This is a genomic window from Thermosinus carboxydivorans Nor1, assembly GCF_000169155.1.
GTDB classification, from domain to species: domain Bacteria; phylum Bacillota; class Negativicutes; order Sporomusales; family Thermosinaceae; genus Thermosinus; species Thermosinus carboxydivorans.
The window spans coordinates 126,208-149,017 of sequence record NZ_AAWL01000002.1 but is presented as its reverse complement, the minus strand read 5'-3'; the positions used below and the strand labels follow the sequence as shown (position 1 = coordinate 149,017).

Genomic DNA, 22,810 nt, shown 5'->3' with positions numbered 1-22,810 from the left:
TATTATGGAAATTAAACTTATTAATATCGGTTTTGGCAATATTGTATCGGCTAACCGCATTGTTAGCATTGTTAGCCCCGAATCGGCTCCCATCAAACGAATTATTCAAGAGGCCCGTGACAGAGGGATGTTAATTGACGCGACTTATGGCCGCCGTACTCGCGCCGTCATTATCGCCGATAGTGATCACGTCATTCTCTCAGCTGTTCAGCCCGAAACGGTTGCCCATCGTTTGGCCAGCAAGGATACAAGCGAAGATACGGCCGAATAGATACTGAAAGGAGACTCGCAAATGACGCAGCAAGGGATCTTAATTGTGCTTTCCGGGCCGTCCGGGACAGGAAAAGGGACGATTTGCCGGGAATTGCTGCGTAATGATCCTAATTTAAATTACTCAATCTCAGCCACTACCCGCTTACCCCGTGCCGGGGAGGTGAACGGGGTTAACTATTGGTTTGTATCTCGCGAAAAATTTCAGGCCATGATTGAAAACGATGAGCTTCTTGAATGGGCCGAAGTGTATGGGAACTTTTATGGAACACCGCGGCGGTATGTAATGGACTTACTAAGCAGTGGCAAGGATGTTGTGTTGGAAATCGATATCCAGGGCGCGTTGCAGATTAAAAAGAAGTTTCCGCAGGGCGTATTCATATATATCTTGCCGCCTTCTTTGGACGAACTGGCGGAGCGCATTCATAAACGCGGGACTGACAGTGCGGAAGCGATTAAACAACGGTTAAGCTGTGTTACGGCCGAACTTAGTTGCGCTTATAACTATCATTATTTTGTGGTAAACGATGAAGTGGATCGCGCAGTGCAAAAAATAGCCGCAATCATAACGGCGGAAAAGTGCCGGGTGGAGCGCAACAATGGGTTGATTGATAGCATTTGTCAAACTTCACGGCGCGCAGCGAAACTTTAGAAGGAGGGATTCAGGTTGATTCATCCGTCCTTAGACGTATTAGTAGATAAAGTTGACAGTAAATATACATTAGTTGTTCTTGCCGCAAAGCGAGCTCGGGAAATCATGAACGGCGAACCGCCGCTTGTTGAAAGCAAATCGAATAAACCCGTCACCATAGCCTTGGAAGAGGTTGCTCAAGGCAAAATCACTTATGAGCGTACCAAGACAGGTATTAAGTAGGAGGACACCGTGTTGAAGGGCAAAAATATTGTCCTGGGCGTTAGCGGCGGCATTGCCGTGTATAAAAGTGTGGAAATAGTTAGCCGCTTGCGGAAAGCCGGAAGTTCGGTTCATGTTATTATGACCAAATCGGCTACCAAATTTGTTACGCCCCTTACTTTTCGGGAGATAAGCGGTAATCCAGTAGTAGTTGATATGTGGGAAGAACCCAAAAACTGGAATGTTCAGCATATTGCATTGGCCACTTTGGCCGATTTATTTTTAATAGCCCCTGCAACCGCCAACATAATTGGCAAAATTGCCAACGGAATTGCCGATGATATGCTTTCAACGACCGTGATGGCTACCCAAGCGCCGATAGTATTGGCGCCAGCCATGAATAGCAATATGTATCTAAATCCTATTGTCCAACATAACTTGCAAAAACTGGCTGAATTGGGCTATCACATCATTGAACCCGCAACAGGCATGCTGGCCTGCGGGGTGGAAGGCCCCGGGCGCTTGCCCGAGCCGGAGATAATTGTTGCCAAAGTGGAGGAACTGCTCCGGTCGCGTGGAGTATTGGCGGGCAAGCGAATTTTGGTTACTGCCGGCGGTACCCGTGAACCGCTTGACCCTGTTCGTTATTTAGGCAACCGGTCAAGTGGCAAAATGGGCTATGCTATAGCTGAAGCGGCAGCTCGCCGCGGTGCGGAGGTCATTCTCGTCTCCGGCCCCACCGCATTAACCCCGCCACTGGGTATTTTCGTAAAGAAGGTGGAAACGGCGGAAGAGATGCGGCAGGCCGTTTTGACCGAATATGCTGCCTGCGATGTAGTTATTAAGGCGGCGGCTGTGGCCGATTATCGACCGCGTGAAGTAGCAGAGCATAAAATTAAAAAAACCGGCGAGTCGCTTACCCTTGTTTTGGAAAAAAACCCTGATATTTTACGGGAACTGGGGGCGTTGAAGCGGCACCAAATCTTGGTGGGGTTTGCCGCTGAAACGCAGGACTTGCTTAGTAACGCTAAGGAAAAATTGGCCCAAAAAAATCTTGATATGATAGTAGCTAATGATGTTACGCTACCGGGGGCGGGGTTTAACGCCGACACTAATATTGTTAAGCTTATTTATCGTGATGGTAGTGTTGAAGAACTAGAGCGAATGCCGAAAACGCGTGTTGCCGAAATTATTCTTGATAGAGTTTGCGATTTATTGACAAAAAAAGGTTGATTTTTTCCTTGTTTTACTTTAAAATTGCTTTGGTGAAAATTACATATACTATACTCATCAAGAGTTGGTGGAGGGACTGGCCCGATGAAACCGCGGCAACCATTTGGCAAGTCCAAAACGGTGCCAATTCCGGCGTACGGCGCGAGATGGGGAGTATACGACAAAAGTCTCCCTTGTGGGAGTTTTTTTATTGATTAGGAGGTGCACAAATGGAAAAAAAGCGGGTATTATTTACATCGGAATCGGTTACCGAAGGGCATCCGGACAAAATTGCCGATCAAATTTCTGACAGTATTCTCGACGCAATCCTTGCCCAAGACCCCATGGCTCGTGTCGCTTGTGAAACTTTAGTAACAACCGGACTTGTCCATGTGGTAGGGGAAATCACAACTTCTTGCTATGTCGATATTCCGAAGATTGTGCGGGAGACCATTAAAGAGATTGGTTATACCCGTGCAAAATTTGGTTTTGACGGCGATACCTGTGGTGTAATGACATCAATTGACGAGCAGTCACCTGATATTGCGATGGGCGTAAATAAAGCACTGGAAGCTAAACGTGGCGAGATGGATGAAGTCGAGGCGATCGGTGCCGGTGACCAAGGCATGATGTTCGGCTATGCAACTAATGAGACCCCTGAGTTCATGCCACTGCCCATAGCTTTAGCTCATCGTCTGGCTCGCCGGCTGGCTGAGGTTCGTAAAAATGGCGAACTTGCTTATCTGCGTCCCGATGGAAAAACCCAGGTGACAGTAGAGTATGTAGACGGCAAGCCGGTCCGCGTGGACACCATTGTCGTTTCGGCCCAACATAGTCCTGATGTGGATCTTGCCACCATTGAAAAAGATATCATCGCCAAAGTTATTACTCCTGTTGTTCCCGGGGACATGCTGGATGCTCAAACCAAATATTATATTAATCCTACCGGCCGGTTTGTCGTTGGTGGACCACAGGGAGATGCCGGCTTGACTGGGCGCAAAATTATTGTTGATACCTATGGCGGTATGGCCCGTCACGGTGGCGGTGCTTTTTCCGGCAAAGATCCCACTAAAGTCGACCGGTCAGCTGCTTATGCAGCTCGCTATGTGGCTAAAAATGTTGTAGCCGCCGGCTTGGCCGATAAGTGTGAAATTCAGTTGGCCTACGCAATCGGTATTGCCCGCCCTGTATCGATTATGGTTGAAACTTTCGGCACTGCTAAAATTGCCGAAAGCCGCATTGTCGAACTTATTCAAAAACATTTTGACCTTCGTCCGGCCGGTATTATCAAGAGCCTTGATTTGCGTCGCCCAATCTACCGCCAGACGGCAGCCTATGGCCATTTTGGCCGAACGGATATTGATCTTCCGTGGGAACGAACCGACAAAGCGGAAATTTTACGGCGGGAAGCAAATCTTTAATTTAAACCGCTGGTACTGGCAATACTAACATCATAGTGATAAACCAAAGGGGGTTAGTATTGCAGTGCCTGCTTCAAAAGCAATTAAGAAGTCGGTATATTCGGTGGGTGGTCTTAAGGGTGATCATTGTCGTGACCGCATTGAGCACACCTTGAGCCATCTTGACGGGGTTACCGATGTCGATGTTAATCTAAATACCAGACAAGTTACCGTTGAGTATGACGCTAATGTAATCGCCAGCGGCTATATTGAAGAAACTTTGCAAATGCTCGGGTATTCCATCCGCGGGTAGGCTATTATGCGGTACCGTTTTACGCCGCTGGGGAAGAGTCGCTTGAAACGTTTCTTTAAACGTCAGCCTATGGATACGGGTTTTGAATTAGATGAGTTTCTGGTCGGGTATGAACAAAACGATGACAGGTAGCAGGTATTTTCCGACCTAAGCAAGAATTATACCGTACAGCGAAGTAGGATGTACTGTTTGCTGCAAACAGTACTCTTCTTTTTTATGAGGTGAAGAACATGGGGCGCATTGCGGAAGTGGCCGTTAATATTGCCGTACGTACTATCGCTGCTACCTTTTCTTATCTCATTCCGCCGGAATTGGCGTTTGTTGGCAGGGGGTGGCGTGTGCGGGTGCCTTTCGGCCAACGCGAGGCCGAGGGCTTTGTTGTTGCCGTTAAAGAGCAGGCCGAAGCGGAAGGATTAAAGCCTGTATTAAGCGTGTTGGATGATGAACCTTGGTTTGATGAAAATATGCTGCAAACAGCCGAGTGGATGAGCAATTACTATTTGTGCCCGCTGGCTGAAGCTTTGCGCCTGTTTGTGCCAGGAAAAGGAGAATTAAAAAGCCATATCGCTTACCGCTTGAACGAAAGCGAGAGCAAGCCAAGTTCTTCCTTATCATGCCAAATTTCAGACGAAATGAACCAAGTCCTTAATTATTTACGCGCAAAGAGCTTGACTGCACAACACCAACTGGTTAAAAAGTTTGGGCCGAACGTGTTAACTGCTCTCCGTAAATTGGAGCGGTTGAATTTGGTCGAACGGGCTGCAATGAGCATATCGAAGTTTCGCCCCCGGTATGAGCAGCGGCTAATGCTTGCTGTGAACCGCCGAGAAGCCGCAGAAACTCTTGACCGCCTAACTGGCAAGCCAGCGCAACAGCGGCTGCTGACAGTCCTTATGGAAGAGTCAGAACTAACACCAAATCGCTTAAAACAGTATAGGATTAGTGCGGATACTGTTAAGCGGCTTATTGCGGCCGGCTTAGTCCGCAGTGAACGGCGGCGGGTGATGCGAAATAGTTATGCACAGTTATGCCGCGAGCCGGCCCCGCAAGAAAATAGAATGGCACTGACGAATGAACAGCGTCAGGCCGTTACCCAAATATTAGCAGCTATTGCTTCAAGAGAGCATAAGTCTTTTCTTATTCATGGTGTTACCGGGAGCGGTAAAACGCAAGTATATATTGAAGCGGCAGCGGCAGCAAGACAGCAAGGGCGGCAGGTTATTGTGATGGTGCCGGAAATTGCCCTGACAGGTCAAACCGTTTCCCGGTTTAATGAACGGTTTGGTGAAGACGTGGTCGTGGTTCATAGCCGTCTATCAGCAGGTGAGCGTCACGATGCCTGGCAACGTATCCGGGCTGGCGAAGCGGGGATAGTGATTGGCGCTCGTTCTGCCGTATTTGCTCCTTGTACCCAAATTGGCCTTATTATATTAGACGAAGAACACGAGTTTACATATAAACAAGAAGAGAGTCCCCGCTATCATACGCGTGAGGTCGCCCTCATGCGGGCAAGACAGGCAGGAGCGTCGGTAGTGCTTGGCAGTGCGACTCCGTCATTAGAAAGTTATTATCAAGCCCTTGCGGGGAGACATGTTTTGTTAACATTGTCTGAACGCGTGGATGGCCGAGCCCTGCCGGCAGTAACGGTGGTCGATATGCGCGAGGAACTGGCGGCCGGGCGTCGGGGAGTAATTTCTCAGCCGCTACGCGAACTGCTAACGCAGACCAGGCAAGAAGGAGGGCAAGCCATTATTTTGCTGAACCGCAGGGGTTATGCCACGTTTGTGTTATGCCGAGAATGCGGGCATGTCTTGCGGTGTGAGCACTGTGATGTCTCGCTTGTTTATCACGCTACGGATAAAACGATTAGGTGTCATTATTGCCAAAAAACAAGGCAGGCGCCTAGCCTTTGTCCGGCTTGTGGCAGCCGTTATATTCGCTATTTCGGCACAGGTACGCAAAAGGTGGAAGAAGAATTGGCCGCGCTTTTTCCCGAAGCCCGGGTGGTAAGAATGGATCAGGATACTACGACCGGCAAGATGGCACATGAACGCATACTCTCTGCGTTTTCGCGGGGAGAATATGATATACTGCTAGGAACACAAATGGTTGCAAAAGGTATTGATATTCCCAATGTAACCGCTGTTGGCATTATTGCCGCTGATACATCATTGAATCTTCCGGATTTTCGTGCAGCGGAAAAGACATTTGCCTTAATAACGCAGGCGGCCGGCAGAGCAGGGCGGGGTAGTCAGCCCGGTCATGTTGTCGTCCAGACGTATAATCCCGAACACTATGCAATTAAAGCCGGCGCCGCCCACGATTACCACGCGTTTTATAATATTGAAGCTGCTTATCGCCGTCAACTGCATTACCCTCCTTTTGGAGGATTGATTAAATTAACTGTACACGGGACTGAAGAAACTCTTGTCTGTGGCCATGCGCAAAATTTGGCCGATGAATTGAACCGGGCGCTTAGTAGTATCGGAAAAACGCAAGTAGTAGGCCCGTTTCCTGCCCCAATTGCCAAGATTGAAGACATTTTCCGCATGAATATTTTGATCAAAAGTAATGCGATGGCAGAAGTTAAAGAAACTCTCGTCAGTATGGGGGTTGCTTCGCGGCGCGACGTTATCCTTGATATCGATCCACTTAACCTATTATAGCTATTATAGGTAGATAGCGTTTTTCCACTTTTTATGTTAGAATTGGACATAAGTAAGTAAGTACCGATTAAGGAGGTTGGCATGTCAGTCCTAGAGATAAAAAAAGCCGGCGATAAAGTTTTAAAAGAAAAAGCCGCGCCGGTAGGCAAAATTGACCGCAAAGTCAAACAATTACTGGATGATATGGCCCAGACCATGTATGCTGCGGAAGGAGTAGGGCTGGCAGCACCGCAGGTAGGCGTTTCATTACGAATTATTGTTGTCGATGTCGGTGACGGGCTTATCGAATTAATTAATCCTGTGATTGTTGCAGCAGAAGGCAGTGAAACAAATACCGAGGGCTGTCTCAGCGTTCCGGGGGTATATGGTGAAGTGGAAAGGTACGCCCAGGTAGTTGTCGAAGGTTTGGAGCGTTCAGGAAAAAAAGTGCGTATTACCGGGACCGGTTTGCTGGCACGAGCACTGCAGCATGAAATTGATCACCTTGACGGCGTGCTTTTTATTGAAAAAGCCAAAACATTATATAAGGGGCAAGGACAGGAATAATGGGGAAGCTGCGTGTTATATTTATGGGCACTCCTGATTTTGCCGTGCCGACACTAGAAAAACTGTTGGCTGCCAAGCACGACATCGTTGCCGTCGTCACTCAACCTGACCGTCCCAAAGGTCGGGGGCAGCGGATGGCAGCTTCGCCCGTTAAAGAGTTTGCGATAAGCCAGGGACTCCCTGTTTTACAACCAGAGAAAATTAAAGATCCTGTCTTTATTAACCACATGCTGCAGCTACGACCGGACGTTATCGTTGTCGTAGCTTTCGGCCAAATTCTCCCTCAAGGGTTGCTCGATCTGCCTCCGCTTGGCTGCATTAATGTTCACGCTTCTTTGCTTCCCCGATACCGGGGCGCAGCCCCTATTCACTGGGCAATTATAAACGGTGAAACGAAAACAGGCGTTACTACCATGTGGATGGATATTGGCATGGATACGGGGGACATGATATTAAAAGCTGAAACTCCTATCGGACCTGACGAAACGACAGGAGAGTTGCACGATCGGCTAAAATGGATGGGAGCTGAATTGTTAGTCCGATCGCTAGAACTGCTAATGGCTGGCAATGCCCCCCGGATACCGCAGGATAACAGCGCGGCCAGTTACGCGCCGCTGCTAACTAGGGATATTGAACAGGTGGACTGGCGCCGGTCGGCCCTAGAGGTCCATAATCTGGTTCGCGGTCTTAACCCCTGGCCCGGGGCGTATACGACGCACAGCGGTAAAACACTTAAAATTTGGCGTACACGGATTATCGACGGGCATGCCGGATCTGTTCCGCCTGGTACGGTGGTTGACGTGCGCCATCACGGGGTAGTAGTTGCTACCGGTCGAGGCCTTATTCAGCTCACGGAAGTTCAACCGGAAAGTAAGAAAAGGATGCAGGCCTGCGAGTACGCGCGGGGGTATAACCTTTGCGCAGGTGACATTTTAGGATAGAGGTGTAGATAATGATTGAAGTAGTACCCCGTCCTAAAAAACGATTGTTTTTAACCCTCGCCATCACCAGTTTGGGTTTAGCGGCCCTTTCTACATACGGCTTATGGAAAGTCAGTTTTCCCGGCCTGGCAAATATTAGCGCCTATCTGCCGCTTATATTAGGGGTTTTGTTAGCCGGCATTGTCCTGGCTATTACCGTAGGGGTAACAGGTATTATTTTGGCTATCTTGGGTGTACCCACTCCCGGAATTTTTCAGGGACTAGCCTGGTCAACCATCAATCTTCTCTTCCCGTTGGCGACCTCCATAGGCCGGTTGTTCGATATCAATAAGGAGCGGGTAGAGCGGTCTTTCATTGAGGTTAGCAATCATCTGGTCCGTAAGAGGGCGGTCAAAGTACAACCGGAACAGTTGCTTATTCTTACGCCCCACTGTATCCAGCAGGAGGCTTGTCCCCATAAAATCACTCGCGATGTTGCCAATTGCCGTGCCTGCGGCGCTTGTCAAGTCGGCGATTTGCTTGACCTGTCCCGCCGGTATGGGGTTCATCTCGCTGTCGTCACCGGCGGTACGCTGGCCCGAAAAATAATTAAAACCATTCGCCCCAAAGCGGTTCTGGCTATCGCCTGTGAGCGGGATCTGACGAGCGGGATTCAGGATGTCTTTCCCCTTCCGGTAATCGGCGTTCTTAATGAACGGCCTTGCGGTCCATGCTGCAATACACGGGTTAATCTGGAAGTCGTGGAACAAGCTTTGCGGGATTTTCTGAAATAGGGGATTAATGTGAACGCAAGAGAAGTGGCGCTAAAAGTTATCAACCGTGTGGATATCGACGGTGCTTATGCGAATATTGCCCTGGCTCAGGAAATGAGCCAGCGGGATCTTACTGATCGGGACCGACGCTTCATTACCGAACTGGTTTACGGCACGGTAAAAGCAGGCGCAACTCTAGATTGGATTTTGAGCCACTATAGTAGCCGCCCGCTGGACAAGATTCACCCGGTAATCCGCAATATTTTGCGTATGGGGATTTATCAGATCTTTTTTTTATCGCGGATTCCTGTTTCGGCCGCGTGCAATGAGGCTGTAAAGCTAGCCCAAAAATATGGTCATGCCGGGACAGTCAAATTTGTAAATGCTGTTTTGCGCAGTGCCGGGCGAAGCCCCGACAAGGTCGTTTATCCTGATAGGGAGCGGGACCCAGAAAAATACATTGCTCTTCGCTATTTTCACCCTGAATGGCTGGTTAGGCGCTGGGTTGCCAGATTTGGCGCCGCTATATGTGAGCGCCTGTGTGAGGCTAATAACGAGACGCCACCCCTTTCACTGCGAACCAATACCTTAAAGACAAGCCGGGCAGACCTATTGCGCCGCCTCGCCGGCGAAGGCGTGGTTTGCGAGCCTTCGGCCTGGGCGCCGGAAGGAATTTTATGTCACGAGTATCCTGCTTTAAGCAAGTTGGCATCGCTTCGCGCCGGCTTGTTTCAAGTTCAGGATGAGAGTTCAATGACGGTAGCCCATGTACTGTCACCGCGGCCAGGGGATTTTGTAATCGATGCTTGCGGCGCTCCGGGCGGTAAGAGTACCCATATCGCCGCTCTTATGGGAAATAAGGGAAAGGTGCTAGCTACAGACATTTACGAGCATAAGCTGGCTTTGATGCGTGATAACGCCGTCCGTTTAGGCATTTCCATTCTTGAAACGCAATTATTGGATGCCGTTAAACTTGGCGAATTATATCCCGGACAAGCTGACCGGGTGCTGGTCGACGCCCCCTGTTCCGGCCTTGGCGTCTTGCGGCGCAAACCTGACTCACGGTGGCGCAAAAACGAACAGATGCTAACAGACTTACCGCGTCTGCAACTCGCCATTTTGGCCAGCGCGGCCAAATGTCTAAAGCCTGGGGGAATTTTAGTCTACAGTACTTGTACTACGGAGCCGGAAGAAAACGGAGAAGTGGTAAAAAGCTTTCTAGCAACAAACCCTGAATTCATCCTTGAACCGGCTGGCCGCTATCTACCTGTGGGCCGGCAGGAGGAAATGGTACAGCTTTGGCCGCATGCGGACGGTGTAGACGGTTTTTTCATTGCCCGGATGGTGCGCAGAGGATAGGTGACCACTATGAAAACCAATATCTTTGGTTATTTTGCCCAAGAAATTTCCGACCTTATCGCTCAGTACGGCCTGGAAAAATATCGTGGACGCCAAATCGCCGAGTGGATTTACCGCCGGGGAGTGAGCCGCTTCGCCGATATGACCAATTTGCCCTTAAAAAAGCGGGACCTGTTGGCAGAGAATTTTACGATTGACACAGTCTATGTCATGGCAGCGCAGCATTCCGCCGACGGAAAAACGAGCAAGTTCCTGCTAAAGTTTACTGACGGCGCTGCTGTGGAAACGGTACTTATGCGTCATTCTTATGGCAACAGTCTTTGCGTTTCCACCCAGGTAGGATGCGGTATGGGGTGCATTTTTTGTGCTTCTACCTTGCAGGGTGTAGCTCGTAACTTAAGTGGCGGAGAGATATTGGCACAGGCTATTTATGTTAATAACCTGCTGCTCAGCGCGCAAACACGCCTTAATTCCATTGTTATCATGGGTTCCGGCGAACCTTTAGCTAACTATGACAATGTTTTACGGTTTATTCGCCTGTGTCATGAACCATATTGTCTTAACCTAAGCTACCGCAGCATTACATTGTCCACCTGCGGCTTAGTACCTGAGATGCGTAAACTTGCTGCTGAGGGTCTACCCATTACTTTAGCCGTGTCACTTCACGCGCCTAATAATGAGCTGCGCTCGCAAATAATGCCGATTAACCGGCGTTATCCTATCGAAGAAGTTGTTGAGGCAGCAGATTATTATGCGGCAACGACAGGGCGGCGGGTCACTTATGAATATACGCTTATAAAAGGCGTTAACGACGGACTCGAGCAGGCGTATGAACTTGCCAGGCTGCTAGCCGGGCGGCTGGCCAACGTGAACTTGATTGCTGTTAACGCCGTGCCAGAACGAGGGCTGTTGTGTCCCGATGAAAAACAGATTGCCGCCTTTGAGCAAACTCTATTGCGGCAAAATATTAATACCACAGTCCGGCGAAAAATGGGCGCAGATATTCAAGCTGCTTGTGGTCAGTTGCGAAAAAAAGTTTTAGCCCAGCAAGAAGCAAGGTAGTCCCGACCTTGCTTTTCTTGTTCGGCCAATATATAACGTATATAAATGGCGGTTTTTGACTAAAATGGAAATATTGCGTATAATAGACACAGTAATTGTTATGGAGTGTATTATGGCCAAGTTTTTACGCGCGTTGGAAGCATTTTTTACGAATTATATCGAAGGTTTATTTAACAAGGGAAAGACCGCAGGGCTTCAACCGGTGGAGCTCGCTAAGGAACTTGTTAAAGAGATGGAAAACCAACGGTCAGTAGGAGTAGAGAATATTTACGTGCCTAATCATTATACCGTTTTTCTCACTCCTCCCGATTACGAACGTATTACACCTTACGGACAAACTATCGCCGACGAAATTGCGGCATATCTTGCCAAACAAGCTAACCAGCGGGGCTATGTTATGCAGGGGCGGCCCAAGGTGGAGTTTATGTCCGACGCAAAGTTGCAGCAGGGCCAATTCCGGTTTGCCAGCCGGTTTACCGTTGTTTCGCCTAGCGAAAATTTAGCGGAAAAATCGCGAGATTTATCAGAAACTAAGGTTTATAAAAAGCTCGCCTCGCTCGAGGCGGCGCGCAAATCGGTTCCGCTTACCGGCATGATTACAGTAGTAGAAGGGCTAGATGCCGGCTTGAAGACTGATGTTGGCGTTGACCGCGTCAATATCGGACGGAGGGAGGGGAATGAGCTGCCGCTCACTGATATGAATACCTCCCGTTTGCATGCTTACATTGTTTTTGAGGAAGGCGCCCATGTCATATATGATGCAAGAAGTCTCAATGGGACTTATGTAAATGGGCATCGGATTACACGCAAGAAATTGTGCAACGGTGACCGCATTAAAGTAGGCAATTCGCTGATCTTGTACGAGGTGAATTAACGTGCCGGGAAAAGCGTTAGCTATGGCTATAGCCGGGACGATATTGCAGTATACTTTGCTGCTGCTTCTGTACTATTTTTTATTTCGGGTAGTCAAAATTATCTATCTTGACTTGCAAAACCCTAAAATAACAAACCCTACACTAGTTCATCCAGCCGATCTCAAGCCGGCGACACTTAAAGTGCAGGCGGCTTCGGTGCAACTCGCTCAGCCTGTTTTTGAATTGGCAGAAACGACGTCGATTGGGCGCAGTGATGCGAACGATATCGTAATTAATGAAGCCTACGTTTCTCATGAGCATGCTTGCATAAGTTTTTACAAGCAGCAGTATTGGCTTGCTGACCTTAACAGTACCAACGGAACATTTGTTAACGGCCAGCGAATAACCGGAGAAGTGCCTTTACGCAGTGGGGATATCATTAAAATCGGGTCAGTCAGTTTTAAGTTTGAGAGGTGATAGGATTGCCGGCCTTTGCAAAATCCGACATCGGACAGGTCAGAAAAAATAATGAGGATAGTTATGCCTGTATTTACCCTCGTTTATATATTGTTGCAGACGGAATGGGTGGCCATGTAGCGGGTGAGATCGCCAGTAGCCTGGCAACCAAAACGGTCAGCGAATATGTGCAGCGGCACGATGATGATAGTCCGGAAGTTATTTTAGATCAAGCAGTAAACGAGGCCAATAGAATTATTTATCAAATGGCCCAGTCTAATCCGGAATATGCCGGTATGGGGACGACCATTGTTGTTGCTTTTGTCGATGGGGAAAAAGTTTACTGGGCTTATGTAGGGGATAGTCGCATTTATTTAATTAGTGAGGATGGCATGCGGCTTCTCACCGAAGACCACTCTGTCGTTTGGGAACTGGTAAAAAGCGGTACCATCACCTTAGAAGAAGCGAAAAATCACCCACATCGGAACATCCTCACCCGTGCCTTGGGGACGAGTGAATCAGTACGGGTGGATCTGGGTAAAACTGATTGGCGGGTGGGTGATTTTTTGCTGTTATGTACTGATGGTTTGACCAATATGGTCAGTGAACAGGATATCTTTCAGACCATCCAACGCTATAAAGCAGACGGAGAAAAGGCTCTTGACGAATTAGTCGGGCGGGCTAACGCAGCTGGCGGATTAGATAATATTACGGCAATCCTAGTGCAGCGAGAAAAGTGAGGTTTCGCAGCATATGCAAAGTTCAGACTCTATTCGACGCTGTGAGCGGGGGCTGCTATTTATTGCCGGCCTAATTCTCCTTAATGGCATTGCCGCAGTACAATTGGCTGGCGGCAGCATAAATCTTTCCTACCTCGCAGCAAGTGTTGCGCTTTGTTTAGCATGGTTTGCCGCCCATAATATAGTGAGAAGTAATAAGGGCTGCAAGGGTGACCCGCTGCTTCTTCCCACTGTCGCCGTCCTCGTCGCTATAGGGTTGACGATTATCTTACGCCTGAAACCACAGCTTTTTTTGATGCAAACATTGTGGGTTGCCATAGGGCTCGTTGCTTTTCTTGTTGTCTGTAACCTTGGCCGGCGACTGGAGGAAATAGCCATCTATAAATATACGCTCGGCATGATTGGGATTGTCCTGCTTCTTGCCACTATTCTTTTTGGTGTAGAGGTTGGGGGCAATAAGAATTGGATTGTACTCGGCCCAGTACGTTTTCAACCATCTGAATTTGCTAAGCTTTTTATTATTTTGTTTCTAGCTTCTTATTTGAATGAGCGGCGGGAGGTACTAGCTTTTGCCACCAGGCACTTCGGCCCCTTAGGTATTCCTCAAATGCGGTTTATTGGGCCGCTTGTACTGGTATGGGGCTTTGCAATGCTAATGCTTATTTTTCAGCGTGATCTAGGCTCGGCATTGCTTTATTTTGCGACAACATTGATCATGGTCTATTTGGCAAGCGGCCGTATTAGCTATATTGTCATAGGCGTGATATTATTCCTCGCCGGCGCAGTAATCTGTTACTATATTTTCCCGCATGTTCGGACAAGAGTTGATATTTGGCTTAACCCATGGGCAGACCCTATGGGACGGGCCTACCAAATTGTGCAATCCCTATTTGCGTTTGGGGCAGGTGGAATACTGGGAAGCGGTCTTACTTACGGCTTTCCCGACTCTATTCCTGAAGTGCATACTGACTTTGTCTTTGCAGCCATTGCCGAAGAAATGGGCTTTGTCGGCGTTGCTGCAGTCTTGACTACATATCAAATACTTATTTATCGCGCTTTCCGTATTGCCCTGAAGGCCATTTCTCCCCTTCTGACCTTGGTTGCCGGCGGACTTGCCGTTTTTTTGGCGCTACAGATTTTTTTGATCATTGGCGGAGTTGTTAAATTCGTACCACTTACCGGCATAACGTTGCCATTTATCAGCTATGGCGGCAGTTCTGTCGTCTCCAATTTTATGCTTGTCGGCCTTTTATTCGCCGTTTCAGAAATGAGGGCGGTTGATGCGTAACGATATTCCGGCAAATTTGCGTAGAGTAGCTTTAATATTGACAGGTTTATTGGCAATCTTATTTCTCTATATCAGTTTTATACAAATTTTTGAAGGAAACCAGCTGACCGCGCATCCTTTGAACCGGCGAGCAACGGAAGCGGCGCGCCGAGTGCCGCGCGGTGAAATACTTGATCGCCATGGTGACAAATTAGCTTATAGTGAACGCGATTCTGAAGGAACTTATCATCGCGAATATCCATATGGCGCCATTTTTGCCCACTTAGTCGGATATGATAATCCCAAATATGGGAAAGCGGGGCTAGAGGGGACATTTAACGGGGAGCTTTCCGGACTAACGCATCCCGAGCGGCATCTCGGCGCAATTGTCCGTTTATGGGGGCCTATTCCCGGCAATCACTTGGTTCTTACCGTAGACAGGGCTTTACAGCAAGCAGCATATCAGGCTTTAGGCGGGCACCGTGGCGCGGTAGTAGTCATAGATCCTAGAACAGGTGCTATTTTGGCAATGGTGAGTAAACCGGCGTTTAATCCCAACACGCTCGACCGGGATTGGGAAAAAATAACTTCGTCTGCTGATAGTCCGCTGCTCAACCGGGCGACGCAAGGACTGTATCCGCCGGGATCCACTGTCAAAATTATGATAGCGGAGGCGGCATTGAGAGAAAAAATAACTGATATTAATAAAGTATTTAAATGCGACGGAAAATTAAAAATCGGACCTGATTATGTCTTGAATGAGGCGAGTTTACGCGCGCATGGCAGAGTAAACTTAGAGGAAGCATTGGCCGTTTCCTGTAACGTTACTTTTGGCTCATTGGCCCTCGAGTTAGGACGCACGAGGATGGCCAACCTTTTTGAACGTTATGGGTTTACTCGTTCTATTGGCGAAGAGTGGCAGGAAAGCCCTGTCCGGCTACCGGTTTTTAGCCGATTGGGCGATGGCGACCTGGCGCAAACAGGAATTGGACAAGGGAGTCTTTTGGTGACGCCGCTTCGTATGGCGCTAATTGCAGCCGCTTTTGCTAATAATGGGAAGATTATGAAGCCCTATGTAGTCGAGAAGATTGTCGCGGCTGACGGCACCGTTATAAATGAGTTTAAACCTAGCGAGTGGTTGACGCCGGTTGAACCGAATCTTGCCAAAGTTGTTGGGCAGATGATGGTGACTGTTGTCGCAGAAGGCACGGGTAGTGCGGCTCGTATTGGCGGTATTAAAGTTGCTGGTAAGACGGGAACAGCCGAAAATCCGCACGGCGCACCGCATGCCTGGTTTATCGGCTATGCGCCGGCCGACAATCCTGAAATCGCGGTTGCGGTATTAGTCGAAAATGGCGGGGCTGGAGGGGAAGTTGCCGCGCCTATAGCCCGCCAAATTATAGCTCACCAATTATATTGAGGGGGTGACGTTTTTGCTAATTAATCGAACTCTGGATAATCGCTACACCATCCTGGAACGTATCGGTGGTGGCGGTATGGCTGACGTTTATCGTGCTCACGACAAATTGCTTGACCGTTCGGTAGCGGTAAAAGTGTTGCGCTCCCAATTTACCAACGACGAAGAATTCGTCACCCGCTTCCGCCGGGAGGCTCAGGCTGCTGCCCGTTTGTCCCATCCGAACATCGTTAACATTTATGACGTCGGCCACGACGAGGATATATACTATATCGTCATGGAGTACATCTCGGGGGAAACACTCAAAGACAAGATTTTGCGCGAGGCTCCTTTGCCGGTCGAAATGGCGGTACGCATTGCACTAGAAATCGCGGAGGCATTGGAACATGCCCATCAAAGCGGATTAATCCACTGCGATATAAAGCCGCACAACATTCTGATGACACGCGCGGGCAGGGTGAAAGTTACCGATTTCGGCATTGCTAGAGCGGTAACATCGGCGACTATGACCCAGACAGGGACGATTATCGGTTCTGTTCACTATTTTTCGCCGGAACAGGCCAAAGGTTCCGTTATTGGTGCCAAGTCTGATATCTATTCTCTTGGCGTTGTTCTTTATGAAATGCTGACCGGAACAGTGCCGTTCACCGGCGAAACACCTATTAGCATTGCTTTGAAGCACTTGCAGGAAGAACCCAAACCGCCGCGCGAAGCAAATCCGGAAATTCCGCCGCTCCTTGAAGCAGTGGTACTTAAAGCTATGGCCAAGAATGCCGATGCACGTTTTGGCGATATTAGCGAAATGATTGCCGATTTAAAACTAGTACAAAATTATTTGCGGGATGACCGCACCCGACGACTATCGCGCGAAGATTTCCCTACCCAAATATTACCTCGGATTGCCGCGCCGGAAGGGAACATCCAGCATCAGCCTGAAGATGAAGCTAAGCCGCTGCCGACACCGTCTCCTGCCAAATCGCGGGGATGGATCTGGGCGTTGGCCGCGCTGCTTATCTTTGCCTTTGCCATAGGAGCTTTTTTGGCTTATGGCAAGTTTTGGAGCCTCAATGAGGTTACCGTTCCCAATGTTGTAGGGAAACATATTGACAGCGCCCGCAATATTTTGACTAGCCAGAATTTGCGGGTAAGCGTTACTGAAAGCTTTAGCGACAAAGTACCGGCCGGATACGTTATATCACAAAGCCCGGAGGCGGGCGCCGTAGTTAAAGAACAGCGCATGATCAACCTCGTTGTCAGTAAGGGCGGGGAGGTAACGGCTGTTCCCGATGTACGAGGATTAAATAGACGTGATGCTGAGCTGCAGATTCGTAATGCCGGTCTTGTTTTAGGGCGAATTGATGAACAGTTTTCCGCTGATGCTGCTCAGGACACGGTTATTGCGCAGAACCCACGGCCGCCAGCCCAGGTAACCAAAGGAACGGCAGTTGATATTGTTATTAGCAAAGGTGCAGGGCCACGCCGTATTGTTTTGCCTGATTTTCGTGGGTCACCAATAGGTACTGTTAATACCCAACTTGACAGCTTAAAGCTGAAACTTGGCAAGGTAACCGAAGCGCCAAGTGATAAATATCCGCCGGGCACAATCACGGATCAAAATCCGGCGCCGGCTTCCGAAGTTATGGAAGGTTCATCTGTAGACTTTGTTGTGGCGAAAAGCCCGGCCACGGCCGTCAAACGGGCGGTTGTCCAAATTACGGTACCGGAAGGGCCAATTCGTCAGGCTATTCAAATTGTCGTTACTGACACGAACGGACGGCGTGTTGTCTATGAAGCAGTTCATAAACCAGGCGAGCGAATAGAAAAAACAATTGAAGGTGTTGGTCAGGTACGTGTGCAAGTATACATCAACGGTGTTCTTCTGCAGGAACAGACATTGTAGGAGGGCTGGAGATGTTGCGGGGCGTTGTGGTAAAGGCCTATAACAGTTATTACTATGTGCAGACAGGTGACAAGCTGACCATGTGTACATTGCGCGGCCGTTTTAAGAAAGAACGCTTTTCGCTGCTTGTGGGCGACGAAGTAGAATATTTGCCGCTTGATGAAGGCAAAGGCGTAATAGAGACAATCCTTCCCCGCCGTAGCATGTTAAAACGGCCGATGGTAGCCAATGTTGACCAGGTTATTTTAACTTTTGCGGCAGCCAGCCCTGACCCCAGCTTTGTTATAATTGACCGTTTTCTGATATTAGCCGAACTGTCACAGTTAAATGCCCAAATTTGCTTGAATAAGATTGACTTGGCGGATGCGGCTGAGATAGGTCAAATTGTAGATCTTTATCGCAAAATCGGTTATTCTGTTCTGGAGACATCTGTAAAGACCGGCCAGGGAATTGATGAATTACGGCGCCAGCTTTACGGGCGAATTACCGTGTTTGCCGGACCATCAGGCGTCGGAAAGTCTAGCTTGCTGAATGCCGTGGAACCAGGATTGTCATTGGTGACAGGCGAAATTAGCATAAAAATCGGGCGGGGTAAACACACGACCCGTTTTGCCGAACTTCTACCCTTAGCGGGCGGCGGTTTCGTTGTTGATACTCCCGGCTTTAGTTTTACTGAGTTTGCCGATATTGTGCCGACCGAGTTGGCGAGGGCATTTCCGGAGATTGCCGCAGCAGCTCCGGCCTGTAAGTTTAATACCTGTCTTCATCACAAAGAACCACAGTGCGCTGTCAAACAGGCCGTTACCGATGGCTGTATCGCCGCGTCACGCTACGCTTCTTATCTTGAAGTGCTTAGTGAAGTACAGGAAAATAGGAAAGGATATTGAACAATGGTCAAAATTGCGCCATCACTTCTTGCCGCAGATTTTACCCGTTTGGCAGAAGAAGTTTTGAAAGTGGAGCAGGGAGGCGCCGATTTACTTCACTTAGATATTATGGACGGACACTTTGTGCCAAACCTAACTTTTGGGGCGCCTGTAGTAGCAGCGTTGCGCCAAGTGAGTAAGCTGCCATTCGATGTACACCTGATGATAACCAACCCGCAGGATCACATTAATGCTTTTATCAAAGCGGGGGCAGACTTGATTACTGTCCATGCCGAAACACACCCCCATCTGCATCGTTTACTGCAAACTATTAAAGACCAGGGCGTGCGAGCCGGTATTGCCTTAAATCCGTCCACACCGCTTGTCACCATTGAAGAGGTCTTGCCTTATGTAGACATGGTGTTACTGATGAGTGTTAACCCAGGATTTGGCGGTCAACAATTTATTTCGACCGTACTAGATAAAATTCGCCGTCTACGGCAAATGATTACGGAACGAAATTTGCCGGTGGTAATTGAGGTAGACGGTGGCATAAATGCTGAGACAGCTCCGGCTGTTATTGCTGCCGGTGCTACGATTTTAGTGGCTGGTTCGGCCGTCTACGGGGCGGTTGATGCAGCGCAGGCAATCGCTAGCCTAAAGGGTTTGGATTAATTATTGTCGCTTGTTGATTTTTCCTAAAGCAAGTGCTAACATATATACTGGACAATTAAATAGTTGGGGCCTTTGGGGCTAGGTGAAAAAGAGTAATCTTTTAATTCCTGACCGGCGGTACAGCCCGCGAGCCATTATGGTTGATCCGGTGAAATTCCGGAGCCGACAGTATAGTCTGGATGGGAAAAGGCCGGCATTATTATCTATTGCTGTTCTATTTCCTAAAGACTACTCTTTAGGAATTTTTTATTTTTGGGGGATGCCAGATGAACCATGAAAGCTATATGCGCCGCGCGCTCGCCTTAGCACGCAGAGCTGAAGGGCAAACAAGCCCTAATCCGATGGTAGGCGCCGTCATTGTTAAAGACGGAACGATTGTGGGTGAAGGGTGGCATCACCGGGCAGGGACGCCACACGCCGAAATTCATGCCATAAATCAAGCAGGCGATTTAGCAAAAGACGCAACTTTATATGTAACATTAGAACCCTGTTCGCATTACGGGCGTACAGGACCTTGCGTGCAAGCGATTGTTCAGGCAGGGATTACCCGAGTTGTAGCGGCGATGACGGATCCTAATCCGCTGGTAGCGGGACAGGGATTTAAGTTTTTAAGAGAGAACGGCGTGGAGGTAATCGAAGGCGTGCTGGCTACGGAAGCAGCACAGTTAAATGAGGTTTTTATTAAATGGATTACAACCAAAATGCCTTTTGGTATATTGAAGACCGCCATGAGCCTTGATGGTAAGATTGCTACATATACCGGACATTCCCGGTGGATCACGGGTTTACCGGCGCGCACTCGTGTTCATGAATGGCGTAGTAAGTATGATGCCATATTGGTTGGTGTTGGCACCGTGGTTGCAGACAATCCCGAGTTGACTGCCAGGCTGATTCCTAATGGTAAGAACCCGCTACGTATTGTGGCTGACAGTTTGGCACGAACCCCCCTAAATGCCAAAATCGTTACTGACGGAAAAGCGCCTACCATTATTGCTGTAACACCCGAGGCGCCTTCTGACAGGATAGCGGCCCTCAAGGCAAGTGGAGCGGAAGTAATTCAAGTTGCACGCGGACCTGACGGGATTGATCTTCGTAGCTTATTTGCCTATCTGGGTTCACGGTCTGTTACCAGCGTGATGATTGAAGGCGGGGGAGCCCTCGGTGCTTCAGCTTTGGCCGCAAATGTAGTTGATAAAGTTTATTGGTTCATTGCCCCAAAGATAATTGGCGGCCGCTCGGCTCCCGGCCCGATTGGTGGTATGGGTGCGGAATATTTGGAGCAGGCTGTTGAACTTGAGAATACGGCTATTGAATGTGTCGGCGAAGACTTTTTAGTTACCGCCTATATAAAAAAGCGGGAGGGACGGGATGTTTACCGGACTTGTGGAAGAGTTAGGCCAAGTTAAGGTGGTAGCGCGTGGTGCCAAGTCGATACGTCTCACCGTCACAGCGCGGAAAGTATTAGATGATGTGAAAATTGGCGACAGTATAGCCGTTAACGGAACCTGTCTTACCGTTGTAGAGTTTGGTGAAAATTGGTTTACCGCCGATGTAATGCCTGAGACGGTAGCGCGCACTGTTCTTGCCCATCTTAAACCCGGGGATGCGGTTAATCTAGAAAGGACCTTGCGGTTAGGTGATCGGCTAGGCGGTCATATTGTGACCGGTCATATTGATGGTATCGGTTACATCCAGGCTAAAGAGCGTAGTGATAATGCCGTAATTGTGCGTATTGGCGCCGGTCCGGAGGTTATGCGCTACATTGTCCGCAAAGGCTCAGTGGCTATCGATGGGGTGAGTCTTACCGTCATAGACTATGGTTCCGATTGGTTTACTGTCTCTCTTATTCCTCATACCGCTGCTGTGACCACGGTAGGTCTTAAAGGAACGGGCGCCCCAGTCAACCTCGAGGCAGATATTATTGGTAAATATGTGGAAAAATTGTTAGGCCAGAAAGAACCGGACACGCCGACTGCAGGGAAACTATCACTTGCTCTGCTCGCGCAGCACGGCTTTTTGGATTAGCAACAGAAAGGTGGCTTTTCTATGACCTTTAAATTTAATACCGTTGAAGAAGTTATTGATGACATCAGACAGGGCCGAATCGTTGTAGTTGTGGATGATGAGGATCGGGAAAACGAAGGCGACCTTCTTATGGCTGCAGAAAAAGTAACACCAGAAGCCATTAACTTTATGGCAACTTATGGCCGGGGGCTAATTTGCATGCCGATAGTTGGCAGTAGGCTAGATGAGCTGGGAATTGGCGCTATGGTTGCCGAAAATACCGATACACATTGTACTGCTTTTACTGTGTCTATTGATGCTAAAAATGTAACAACCGGTATCTCTGCTTATGAGCGAGCATTGACGATCAAGACAGTACTTGACCCTGCCACTACGCCTGACGACATACGTAAACCTGGGCATGTTTTTCCGCTACGGTATCGCGAAGGAGGTGTTCTCCGCCGGGCAGGCCATACCGAAGCGGCAGTTGACCTTGCAAAACTGGCCGGTCTGTATCCAGCCGGTGTAATCTGTGAAATAATGAATGATGACGGCACAATGGCGCGTGTTCCCCAGTTAATGGAATTTGTCAAGAAGCATAATTTAAAAATTGTGACAATTGCTGATTTAATTAAATACCGTAAGCAACACGAAAAATTTGTTGTCAGAGTTGCCGAAACAGAACTGCCGACTAAATACGGTAAATTCCGTTTAATCGCCTACGAAAGCGAACTGGATGGCCAATGCCATGTCGCACTCGTAAAAGGTGACGTGAGTGGTAAAAAGAATGTGCTCGTCCGCGTTCACTCGGAGTGTTTGACTGGTGATGTTTTTGGTTCGCAGCGCTGCGATTGCGGTGAACAATTGGAGGCTGCGTTGCGCCAGATTGAAAAAGAGGGTCAAGGCGTACTGCTGTATATGCGTCAGGAAGGCCGTGGTATTGGCCTGGCTAATAAAATTCGGGCCTACGCTCTCCAAGATAAAGGCAAAGACACGGTAGAAGCCAATGAACTGCTTGGTTTTCCGCCGGATATGCGTGACTATGGGATTGGTGCGCAAATCTTGGCTGATTTAAATTTATCAAGTATCCGCCTCTTGACCAATAATCCGCGCAAGCGGGCAGGACTGGAGGGTTATGGTCTAACTATTACGGAGCGCGTACCGCTGGAAATTAAAGCCAATAAATTTAATTGCCGGTATTTATCGGTAAAAAAATCAAAATTAGGGCATTTACTCAAACAATACGAGGAGGCATAG

23 protein-coding genes and 2 riboswitches are annotated in these 22,810 nt (G+C 48.7%); all 23 genes read left to right on the top strand.

Annotated elements, in window-relative coordinates; translation table 11 throughout:
• Positions 1-4 precede the first annotated feature (4 nt).
• The 23 genes from remA to TCARDRAFT_RS02170 all read left to right on the top strand — a co-directional run bounded on the left by remA (position 5) and on the right by TCARDRAFT_RS02170 (position 22,810).
• Complete coding sequence (gene remA, locus TCARDRAFT_RS02280; RefSeq protein WP_007288386.1) at positions 5-271, top strand: extracellular matrix/biofilm regulator RemA; 267 nt, start codon at positions 5-7, stop codon at positions 269-271.
• Positions 272-292: 21 nt separating this feature from the next.
• Complete coding sequence (gene gmk / locus TCARDRAFT_RS02275) at positions 293-922, top strand: guanylate kinase (protein ID WP_007288385.1); 630 nt, start codon at positions 293-295, stop codon at positions 920-922.
• 15 nt (positions 923-937) lie between these two features.
• Positions 938-1,144 (top strand): DNA-directed RNA polymerase subunit omega, encoded by a 207-nt coding sequence (rpoZ, locus tag TCARDRAFT_RS02270; protein WP_007288384.1) that lies wholly within the window; start codon positions 938-940, stop codon positions 1,142-1,144.
• A gap of 9 nt (positions 1,145-1,153) precedes the next feature.
• Positions 1,154-2,356, top strand: coding sequence for a bifunctional phosphopantothenoylcysteine decarboxylase/phosphopantothenate--cysteine ligase CoaBC (coaBC, locus tag TCARDRAFT_RS02265; protein ID WP_007288383.1), 1,203 nt, complete (start codon positions 1,154-1,156; stop codon positions 2,354-2,356).
• A 51-nt stretch (positions 2,357-2,407) separates the two neighbouring features.
• Positions 2,408-2,509, top strand: a riboswitch (SAM riboswitch).
• Between the two features lie 56 nt (positions 2,510-2,565).
• The gene (gene metK / locus TCARDRAFT_RS02260) at positions 2,566-3,756 is read left to right on the top strand and encodes a methionine adenosyltransferase (protein ID WP_007288382.1); all 1,191 of its coding nucleotides are present in this window, start codon (positions 2,566-2,568) and stop codon (positions 3,754-3,756) included.
• A 64-nt stretch (positions 3,757-3,820) separates the two neighbouring features.
• Positions 3,821-4,048, top strand: a complete 228-nt coding sequence (locus tag TCARDRAFT_RS02255) for a heavy-metal-associated domain-containing protein (protein ID WP_007288515.1) — start codon at positions 3,821-3,823, stop codon at positions 4,046-4,048.
• Positions 4,049-4,278: 230 nt separating this feature from the next.
• Positions 4,279-6,714: a primosomal protein N' gene (gene priA, locus TCARDRAFT_RS02250; RefSeq protein ID WP_007288381.1), complete on the top strand. Its 2,436-nt coding sequence runs from the start codon at positions 4,279-4,281 to the stop codon at positions 6,712-6,714.
• Positions 6,715-6,795: 81 nt separating this feature from the next.
• Entirely contained in the window at positions 6,796-7,260 is a 465-nt protein-coding gene (gene def / locus TCARDRAFT_RS02245; RefSeq protein ID WP_007288380.1) for a peptide deformylase, read from the top strand.
• Positions 7,260-8,201, top strand: coding sequence for a methionyl-tRNA formyltransferase (gene fmt / locus TCARDRAFT_RS02240; protein ID WP_007288379.1), 942 nt, complete (start codon positions 7,260-7,262; stop codon positions 8,199-8,201). Before def ends, fmt begins: the two co-directional genes overlap by 1 nt.
• A gap of 11 nt (positions 8,202-8,212) precedes the next feature.
• Entirely contained in the window at positions 8,213-8,974 is a 762-nt protein-coding gene (locus TCARDRAFT_RS02235) for a DUF116 domain-containing protein (RefSeq protein ID WP_007288378.1), read from the top strand.
• A 9-nt stretch (positions 8,975-8,983) separates the two neighbouring features.
• Positions 8,984-10,312: a 16S rRNA (cytosine(967)-C(5))-methyltransferase RsmB gene (gene rsmB, locus TCARDRAFT_RS02230; protein WP_007288377.1), complete on the top strand. Its 1,329-nt coding sequence runs from the start codon at positions 8,984-8,986 to the stop codon at positions 10,310-10,312.
• A 9-nt stretch (positions 10,313-10,321) separates the two neighbouring features.
• Positions 10,322-11,374 (top strand): 23S rRNA (adenine(2503)-C(2))-methyltransferase RlmN, encoded by a 1,053-nt coding sequence (rlmN, locus tag TCARDRAFT_RS02225; protein ID WP_007288376.1) that lies wholly within the window; start codon positions 10,322-10,324, stop codon positions 11,372-11,374.
• Between the two features lie 112 nt (positions 11,375-11,486).
• Positions 11,487-12,248, top strand: a complete 762-nt coding sequence (locus TCARDRAFT_RS02220) for an FhaA domain-containing protein (RefSeq protein ID WP_007288375.1) — start codon at positions 11,487-11,489, stop codon at positions 12,246-12,248.
• Position 12,249: 1 nt separating this feature from the next.
• Entirely contained in the window at positions 12,250-12,705 is a 456-nt protein-coding gene (locus TCARDRAFT_RS02215) for an FHA domain-containing protein (RefSeq protein WP_007288374.1), read from the top strand.
• A 5-nt stretch (positions 12,706-12,710) separates the two neighbouring features.
• Positions 12,711-13,424 (top strand): Stp1/IreP family PP2C-type Ser/Thr phosphatase, encoded by a 714-nt coding sequence (locus TCARDRAFT_RS02210; protein WP_007288373.1) that lies wholly within the window; start codon positions 12,711-12,713, stop codon positions 13,422-13,424.
• A gap of 13 nt (positions 13,425-13,437) precedes the next feature.
• Entirely contained in the window at positions 13,438-14,712 is a 1,275-nt protein-coding gene (locus TCARDRAFT_RS02205) for an FtsW/RodA/SpoVE family cell cycle protein (protein ID WP_007288372.1), read from the top strand.
• Complete coding sequence (locus TCARDRAFT_RS02200) at positions 14,705-16,111, top strand: peptidoglycan D,D-transpeptidase FtsI family protein (protein ID WP_007288371.1); 1,407 nt, start codon at positions 14,705-14,707, stop codon at positions 16,109-16,111. Before TCARDRAFT_RS02205 ends, TCARDRAFT_RS02200 begins: the two co-directional genes overlap by 8 nt.
• A 76-nt stretch (positions 16,112-16,187) precedes the next feature.
• Positions 16,188-18,008, top strand: a complete 1,821-nt coding sequence (pknB, locus tag TCARDRAFT_RS02195) for a Stk1 family PASTA domain-containing Ser/Thr kinase (protein ID WP_050769567.1) — start codon at positions 16,188-16,190, stop codon at positions 18,006-18,008.
• Between the two features lie 11 nt (positions 18,009-18,019).
• Positions 18,020-18,895, top strand: coding sequence for a ribosome small subunit-dependent GTPase A (gene rsgA / locus TCARDRAFT_RS02190; RefSeq protein WP_007288369.1), 876 nt, complete (start codon positions 18,020-18,022; stop codon positions 18,893-18,895).
• A gap of 3 nt (positions 18,896-18,898) precedes the next feature.
• Positions 18,899-19,549, top strand: coding sequence for a ribulose-phosphate 3-epimerase (gene rpe, locus TCARDRAFT_RS02185; protein ID WP_007288368.1), 651 nt, complete (start codon positions 18,899-18,901; stop codon positions 19,547-19,549).
• Between the two features lie 64 nt (positions 19,550-19,613).
• Positions 19,614-19,744, top strand: a riboswitch (FMN riboswitch).
• A 71-nt stretch (positions 19,745-19,815) separates the two neighbouring features.
• The gene (gene ribD, locus TCARDRAFT_RS02180) at positions 19,816-20,955 is read left to right on the top strand and encodes a bifunctional diaminohydroxyphosphoribosylaminopyrimidine deaminase/5-amino-6-(5-phosphoribosylamino)uracil reductase RibD (RefSeq protein WP_007288367.1); all 1,140 of its coding nucleotides are present in this window, start codon (positions 19,816-19,818) and stop codon (positions 20,953-20,955) included.
• Positions 20,918-21,574, top strand: coding sequence for a riboflavin synthase (locus TCARDRAFT_RS02175; protein ID WP_007288366.1), 657 nt, complete (start codon positions 20,918-20,920; stop codon positions 21,572-21,574). The genes ribD and TCARDRAFT_RS02175 overlap by 38 nt, the downstream gene beginning before the upstream one ends.
• Before the next feature lie 21 nt (positions 21,575-21,595).
• Positions 21,596-22,810 carry a bifunctional 3,4-dihydroxy-2-butanone-4-phosphate synthase/GTP cyclohydrolase II gene (locus tag TCARDRAFT_RS02170; RefSeq protein WP_007288365.1) on the top strand — a complete coding sequence of 405 codons (1,215 nt, stop codon included), beginning with the start codon at positions 21,596-21,598 and terminating at the stop codon, positions 22,808-22,810.